Source organism: Micromonospora sp. ABR4_055, from assembly GCF_056160425.1.
In genome coordinates this window covers 1-6,886 of record NZ_JBSWXD010000239.1, presented here as the reverse complement: position 1 = coordinate 6,886, position 6,886 = coordinate 1, and the positions used below count along the sequence as shown (strand labels likewise).

Below are 6,886 nucleotides of genomic sequence, written 5' to 3'. Positions count from 1 at the left end.
CCCCATAGGCAATTGGTGGTGTTTGGGGGGTGGGGGGGGGGGAGAGGAAAAAGGAAAAGACTTTGGGGGAAGAGTGCTTTTTGGTGTTTTGTTCTCCCGACGGTTCGCCCGAGACTGACCACGGAGCCCTCGGGGCGGCTAATGTCTGGTCATGGAACGGCGAATCTTCGGGCTCGAAACCGAGTACGGTGTCACCTGCACCTACCGCGGCCAGCGGCGGCTGTCGCCGGACGAGGTGGCGCGCTACCTGTTCCGCCGGGTGGTCTCCTGGGGGCGGTCCAGCAACGTCTTCCTCCGCAACGGGGCCCGGCTCTACCTCGACGTCGGATCCCACCCGGAGTACGCCACCCCGGAGTGTGACTCGGTCACCGACCTGGTGGCGCACGACCGGGCCGGCGAGCGGATCCTCGAAGGGCTGCTGGTGGACGCCGAGAAGCGGCTGCACGACGAGGGCATCGCCGGCGAGATCTACCTGTTCAAGAACAACACCGACTCGGCCGGCAACTCGTACGGCTGCCACGAGAACTACCTCGTGTCCCGGCACGGCGAGTTCGGTCGGCTGGCCGACGTGCTGATCCCGTTCCTGGTCACCCGGCAGCTCATCTGCGGCGCCGGCAAGGTCCTGCAGACGCCGCGCGGGGCGGTCTACTGCCTTTCCCAGCGGGCCGAGCACATCTGGGAGGGCGTCTCCTCGGCGACCACCCGGTCCCGGCCGATCATCAACACCCGCGACGAACCGCACGCCGACGCCGAGCGGTACCGCCGGCTGCACGTCATCGTCGGCGACTCCAACATGAACGAAGTGACCACGCTGCTCAAGGTCGGTAGCGCGGACATCGTGCTGCGGATGATCGAAGCCGGCGTCGTCATGCGGGACCTGTCGTTGGAGAACCCGATCCGGGCGATCCGCGAGGTCTCCCACGACATCACCGGCCGGCGCAAGATCCGCCTCGCCTCCAACAAGGAGGTCAGCGCGCTGGAGATCCAGCAGGAGTACCTGGCCCGGGCGACCGAGTTCGTCGAACGCCGGGGCGGCGACCAGACCGCCAAACGGGTCGTCGAGCTGTGGGGCCGGGCACTGCGGGCGGTCGAGACCGGCGACCTGGACCCGGTCGCCCGGGAAATCGACTGGGTGACCAAGTTGAAGCTGATCGAGCGCTACCAGCGCAAGCACGATCTGCCGCTGTCCCATCCGCGGGTCGCCCAGATGGATCTGGCGTACCACGACCTGCGCCGCGGCCGCGGGCTGTACGCGTTGCTGGAGCGGCGCGGCCAGGTCGACCGGGTGGCCACCGACCCGGAGATCTTCGAGGCGAAGGAGACACCGCCGCAGACCACCCGGGCCCGGCTGCGCGGGGAGTTCATCCGGCACGCCCAGGAGAAGCGGCGGGACTTCACCGTCGACTGGGTCCACCTCAAGCTGAACGACCAGGCCCAGCGCACCGTGCTGTGCAAGGACCCGTTCCGGGCCTACGACGAGCGGGTGGAGCGGCTGATCGCGAGCATGTGACGGTAGGCTCACGGACGATGGTTGACCCCACCCGCGACGATCCCGCGCCGCCGACGACCGCCCCCGGCCGGCCGAGTCCGTTTCCCCGGACCGAGACCTGGCTCGAGCGACGGCGCAACAAGATCGCCGCAGAGATCGCCCGCAACCGCCGCGGTGACTACACCGTGCCGACCTGGGTGCTCGCCACGGCGTTGGCGCTCATCCTGGGTGCCTGGGCGGTCCTGATCATCGTCAGCTGAGCCGGTGCCGCCGGGTCGGCCGTCGCCGCCGGCCAGTGCTGTCGGGTCAGCCGTCGCCGCCGGCGAGCGTCGCCGCGTGCCGGCCGGCGACCGCGCAGGCCAGGAAGTACGCGTGGTCGCCAGCCAGGTCCCGGCCCATCGTGCGCAGCGGCACCGGGCTGGCCCGCAACGCCGCGTCGAGACCGTCGGTGGCGACTCGTACCGCACGGTGCCGGCCGGCAGGGGTGACCAGCTGACGCAGCGCGGCCGTGACCTCGTCGGAGATCTCCGCCGGCAGGTCCGCCGGGACCACCAGGTCCGCCGGGGCGAGCGCCACCCGGCCGTACGCGGTGCTGCTGTGGTGCGACAGGCCGCGGTGGCGCGGCCGAGGGTCGGCGGCGGAGATGCGCAGCGCGCCGACCGGTCGTCCACCGAGTACGGCGGCGGCGTTGACCGCCTCGCCGACCCCGACGCCGGAGAAACCCCACCTGGTGCCGGTGCCGAGGTTGCCCGGACCCTGGCAGACCACCGTCACGTCAGCGGCCAGCACGTGCCGGGCCGCCAGCAGCCCGCTGTGCACGGTGGTGGCCTCCAGATCGCCGCCGAAGCACTGGCCCACGGTCACTGTGCCGGCGAGCGTGCCGGACAGCCCGTCGAGGGTCCGGGAGAAGCCGGCGGGCAGTGCCCCGCCGTCGGTCATCACGTACCCGACCCGCAGCCGGGGGCGGTCGGCGAGGACGCCGGCGACGATTGCCGGCAGCGCCGAGTGCAGGTCGGCGGTGACCACCGGCATCCCGGCCAGGTCCTCGGCGTCGGCCAGCACCTGTCGGTGCGGTGACGCCTCCTCGTCGACCCCGCACACGATCGCCTGCAGCGGGGTGTAGCGGGCCTTCACCAGATGCCCGTCGGAGCGGTCCCGCCCGCCCGGCGGGTCCGGCGGCAGCCGGTCCGGCACCGCCACCACCAGGGCGTACCCGCCGGTGCCGAGCCCCATCAGCAGCGCCGAGACGTTCAGCAGCACCCGGTCGCCGGGTTCGGGCTCGCCGACCAGCTCCGGGTAGGCCACCGCGCGTACCGGCTCCCCGTCGACGGCGACGTCCAGTTCGACCGCCCCCCGCCACCGCCGCCGGACCGCGGTGACCCTGCCGTCACGCCATCGCACCATGCCGGGCACGCTAACCTGCGCCCCCGTGCAGCGGCCGGGCGGGGCGGTCGCTGCACCGCCGACACTGCTAGCGTCGTGCCGTGTCCCGCAACCGGACCGAACGCCTGGTCAATCTCGTGATCTGCCTGTTGTCGACGCGGCGCTTCCTGACCGCCGCGCAGATCGCCGCGACCGTACCCGGCTACGAACACGATCCGTCCGACGTCCGTGACCACGAGGCGTTCCAGCGCAAGTTCGAGCGGGACAAGGCGGAGCTGCGGGACCTCGGCGTGCCGCTGGAGACCGGCGCGGCCAGCGCCTTCGACAGCGAACCGGGCTACCGGATCGCCCACCGCGAGTACGCGCTGCCGGAGATCCCGCTGGAGCCGGAGGAGGCCGCCGCGGTCGGCATCGCCGCCCGGCTGTGGCAGCACGCCGGGCTGGCCGCCGCCGCCTCGTCCGGGCTGGCCAAGTTGCGGGCCGCCGGCATCGACGTGGATCCGCAGGCCACCCTCGGGGTGGAACCGGTGGTCACGGTCGACCCGGCATTCGCCGCGTTGACCGCCGCGGCCCGCGACCGGCGTCCGGTGACCTTCGACTATCGGGTGCCCAGCGGCGACACCCCCACCCGGCGACGGCTGCAGCCCTGGGGGGTGGTCTGCTGGCGGGGCCGCTGGTACGTGGTCGGCCACGACCAGGACCGTGCGGCCACCCGCTGCTTCCGACTGTCCCGGGTGGTGGGCGCGGTGCGGCTCACCGGTCGGGTCGGCAGTTTCTCCCCGCCGACCGACGTCGACCTGATCAGTCACGTCGCCCGTTGGTCGGACCCGGTCGAACGTACCGGGGTGGCCACCGTGCTGACCGGGCCGGGCCGGGCCGCCGGCCTGCGGCGCGGCGCGGAGTCCTGCGTCCCGGGCCCCGATGGGGACCGGCTGACACTGCGCTACGCCGAGCCGGAGGCGCTCGCCGGCCAGCTGGCCAGGTACGGCGCCGACGTGCGGGTGCTCGATCCGCCGGAGCTGCGCGAGCTGGTGATCCAGCGGCTGAAGGAGATCGTGGTGGCGCACCAGCCGGCCGGTGCGGAGGTGCGAGGGTGACCACGTCCCGACCGACCGGCTCGCGGGCCTCCGCCGACCGGCTCGCCCGGCTGCTCAACCTGGTGCCCTACCTGCTGGCCCGGCCGGGCGTGGAGATCGCCCAGGCCGCCGCCGACCTGGGCACCACCGCGCGTCAACTGCGGGAGGACCTGGAGCTGCTGTGGGTCTGCGGGCTGCCCGGCTACGGTCCGGGCGACCTGATCGACATGGCGTTCGACGGCGACCGGGTGACGATCACCTACGACGCCGGCATCGACCGACCGTTGCGGCTGACGCCGGACGAGGCTCTGGCCCTGGTGGTGGCGCTGCGGATGCTGGCCGAGACGCCGGGGCTGGCCAACCGGGACGCCGTCGAGCGGGCACTGGCCAAGATCGAGGACGCGGCGGGCGAGTCGGCCGGCGCCCCGGTCGCGGTACGCCTGCCCGGAGACACGGCCCGGCTGGACCGGCTGCGGTCGGCGGCACAGAGCGGCCGGGCGGTACGGATCACCTACTACACGGCGGCCCGCGACGAGACCACCGACCGGGTCGTCGACCCGATCCGGGTGCTCATGATCGGCGGTCGGGGCTATCTGGAGGCCTGGTGCCGGCGGGCAGAGGCGGTCCGGCTGTTCCGGGCCGACCGGGTCGACGCCCTGGTCGAGCTCGACCAGCCGGCCGCCGTACCGCCGCAGGCCGGTCGGCACGAACCCCGGGAGGCCGCGTTCCAGCCGACGCCGGGCCTGCCGTCGGTGGTCCTGCGGGTCGGCCGGTGCGGTCGGTGGATCACCGAGTACTACCCGTGCGAGGACGTCCGGGTCGAACCGAACGGCGAGTGGCTGGTCACCATGCGGGTCACCGATCTGGCCTGGGCCCGCCGGTTCGTCCTCGGGCTGGGCCCGGACGTGACGGTGGTCGCTCCGGCACAGTTGGTCGCGCAGGTGCACGCGGCCGCGTCCGCCGCGCTTGCCGCGTACGCCGTTCCCGGTGGTGCACCGGCTGCGGACCTGTCCGCTAGCGGCTAGTCTGCTCAGGTGCTGACCTGGATCGTTCTCGCCGTGCTGGGATGCGCGCTGTTGGTGCTCGTCGCGGCGGTCCGTCCGGTGCTGACCCGGTTGCCCGCGCTGCGCCGTGCCGCGCTCGCCCTGCAGCGCCGCCAGGGCGAAGCCGAGGCGTTGGCGGCGCAGGCCGAGCGGTTGCAGCTGCGGCTGGCGGAGATGGAGCAGAGCCTGGCGGCCACCACCCGGCCCGGACGGCCCGGGGACCGGCCGGACAACCCCGGCTGACCAGCCGGTCACGCCGGCCTGGCCTGTTCGGCCAGTGCCTGCGAAGCGCCGGTCAGCGTTGTGCCGTCCGTGGTTGACGGGTCGGTTGATCGTGGTTGAGACTTCACCGACCAGGCCAGATTGACCCGGTCTGGCAGGTGGCGGACCCCGCGAACGCACGTACGATAGGGCTCGTCACCACCCGACGCACCGACTGGAGCTATGCCATGCATGCCCTGAAGCCGTGGCACATCGCCGTACTTGTGGTCGTGCTGATCCTGCTCTTCGGCGCCAAGCGGCTGCCGGACGCGGCGCGGTCACTCGGCCGATCCCTGCGGATCATCAAGGCCGAGACGAAGAGCCTCGCCGACGACGACAAGGACCTCGCCGAGAAGGCCGACGCCCAGCACGGCCGCGCGCCGTACCAGGCCGAGCCGGTGATCGAGCCGACCAGCGTGCATCAGCCGGGCTACCAGCCACCGCCGGCCCCGGCGGCCGATCAGCCGCAGCGCGTCCGCGACGCCAACTGACCGGAAAGGTCTCCTGCCGTGGGCTTCGCCCTGCGTCGGCGCGGTCCGAGCAAGTTCGACCGTGCCTCCGACGGCTCGATGACCCTGATCGAGCACTTTCGTGAGCTGCGTACCCGACTGTTCTGGGCCTCGCTGGCGATCGTCGTCGGGCTGATCGTCGGATTCTTCCTCGCCGAACCGGCGTTCCAACTGCTCAAGCAGCCGTACTGCCAGCTGCCCGGCACTGGCGAGACGACCGCAGACGGCACCTGCCGGGAGTTCCTGCAGCTGTCTCCGGCTGACGGCTTCGTCCTGAAGCTGAAGCTGGCGCTCTGGATCGGCCTGATCGTCGGCGGCCCGGTCTGGCTCTACCAGCTCTGGGCGTTCATCGCTCCCGGCCTGCACCGGCACGAACGCAAGTGGGCGTACGTCTTCGTCTCCATCGCGGCGCCGTTGTTCCTGGCCGGCGCCATGCTTGCCTACTTCGTCGTCGACAAAGGGCTGGCGTTCCTGCTCGAATCCGGCGTCACCGGCCTGTCTACCCAGCTCGAGGTCACCCGGTACATCTCGTTCGTGACCACGATGATCCTGCTGTTCGGGGTCGCGTTCGAGTTCCCGCTGGTGCTGTTGATGCTCAACTTCACCGGCGTGGTCAGCGCACGCCGCCTGCTCAGCTGGTGGCGCGCGGTGGTCTTCGTCTGCTTCGCCTTCGCAGCGGTCGCCACCCCGGACCCCGGCCCCTTCGGGATGACCCTGCTGGCGGCGTGTCTGGCGCTGTTGTACTTCGTCGCGGTCGGGGTGGCGTTCCTCAACGACAAGCGCCGTGGTCGCGGCAAGGAGGTGTACGCCGGGTTGGACGACGACGAGGCGTCGCCGCTGGACGACGACCCGCAGCCGGTCGCGGTCGCCGAGCGGACCGAGACGGTCACCCCGGTCGTGCCGACCCAGCCGGTGCCGAAGCCGTTGCCGATCGAGCGTCGCTACGACGACATGACGTGACCGGGCCGGCCGGCGGTCCGTCCGCCGTCGTGCCCGGCTCGGTGGCGGTGCTGGCGAACCCGAATGCCGGCCGCAGCCGGCACTCGGCCGTCCTGCCGCTGGTCCGCGAGGCGCTGGCGGCGACCGGTCGGCCGGTGCGGCTGCTGACCGCCGCCACCGCCGACC

Annotated in this window: 8 protein-coding genes; 7 read left to right on the top strand and 1 reads right to left on the bottom strand. The window is 72.3% G+C overall.

The window, feature by feature from the left end; translation table 11 throughout:
* Positions 1–151 precede the first annotated feature (151 nt).
* Positions 152–1,510 (top strand): Pup--protein ligase, encoded by a 1,359-nt coding sequence (gene pafA / locus ACXAHD_RS30710; RefSeq protein ID WP_123601522.1) that lies wholly within the window; start codon positions 152–154, stop codon positions 1,508–1,510.
* Between the two features lie 17 nt (positions 1,511–1,527).
* The gene (locus tag ACXAHD_RS30705) at positions 1,528–1,749 is read left to right on the top strand and encodes a hypothetical protein (RefSeq protein WP_289212811.1); all 222 of its coding nucleotides are present in this window, start codon (positions 1,528–1,530) and stop codon (positions 1,747–1,749) included.
* 46 nt (positions 1,750–1,795) lie between these two features.
* Here ACXAHD_RS30705 and ACXAHD_RS30700 read toward each other — a convergent pair whose 3' ends face one another.
* A complete protein-coding gene (locus tag ACXAHD_RS30700) occupies positions 1,796–2,893 on the bottom strand; it encodes a DUF3866 family protein (protein WP_289212812.1) in 1,098 nt (365 codons plus the stop codon).
* A gap of 80 nt (positions 2,894–2,973) precedes the next feature.
* On the opposite strand from ACXAHD_RS30700, the gene ACXAHD_RS30695 reads away from it, so the two are divergent.
* The 5 genes from ACXAHD_RS30695 (at position 2,974) to tatC (ending at position 6,721) form a co-directional block, all read left to right on the top strand.
* On the top strand, positions 2,974–3,969 hold the full coding sequence (locus ACXAHD_RS30695) for a helix-turn-helix transcriptional regulator (protein ID WP_289212813.1): 996 nt from the start codon (positions 2,974–2,976) through the stop codon (positions 3,967–3,969).
* Positions 3,966–4,973: a helix-turn-helix transcriptional regulator gene (locus ACXAHD_RS30690; protein WP_281554823.1), complete on the top strand. Its 1,008-nt coding sequence runs from the start codon at positions 3,966–3,968 to the stop codon at positions 4,971–4,973. The genes ACXAHD_RS30695 and ACXAHD_RS30690 overlap by 4 nt, the downstream gene beginning before the upstream one ends.
* 9 nt (positions 4,974–4,982) lie before the next feature.
* Positions 4,983–5,234: a hypothetical protein gene (locus ACXAHD_RS30685; protein ID WP_281554824.1), complete on the top strand. Its 252-nt coding sequence runs from the start codon at positions 4,983–4,985 to the stop codon at positions 5,232–5,234.
* A 206-nt stretch (positions 5,235–5,440) separates the two neighbouring features.
* A complete protein-coding gene (gene tatA, locus ACXAHD_RS30680) occupies positions 5,441–5,743 on the top strand; it encodes a Sec-independent protein translocase subunit TatA (protein WP_123601527.1) in 303 nt (100 codons plus the stop codon).
* Positions 5,744–5,761: 18 nt separating this feature from the next.
* Positions 5,762–6,721: a twin-arginine translocase subunit TatC gene (gene tatC / locus ACXAHD_RS30675; RefSeq protein ID WP_281554825.1), complete on the top strand. Its 960-nt coding sequence runs from the start codon at positions 5,762–5,764 to the stop codon at positions 6,719–6,721.
* The last annotated feature ends 165 nt before the right edge of the window (positions 6,722–6,886 follow it).

What these genes read in the sequence shown, in the direction of transcription:
- pafA (WP_123601522.1), top strand. Translation starts at nt 152, where the DNA reads ATGGAACGGCGAATCTTCGGGCTCGAAACCGAGTACGGTGTCACCTGC.
- ACXAHD_RS30705 (WP_289212811.1), top strand. Translation starts at nt 1,528, where the DNA reads ATGGTTGACCCCACCCGCGACGATCCCGCGCCGCCGACGACCGCCCCC.
- ACXAHD_RS30700 (WP_289212812.1), bottom strand. Translation starts at nt 2,893, where the DNA reads ATGGTGCGATGGCGTGACGGCAGGGTCACCGCGGTCCGGCGGCGGTGG.
- tatA (WP_123601527.1), top strand. Translation starts at nt 5,441, where the DNA reads ATGCATGCCCTGAAGCCGTGGCACATCGCCGTACTTGTGGTCGTGCTG.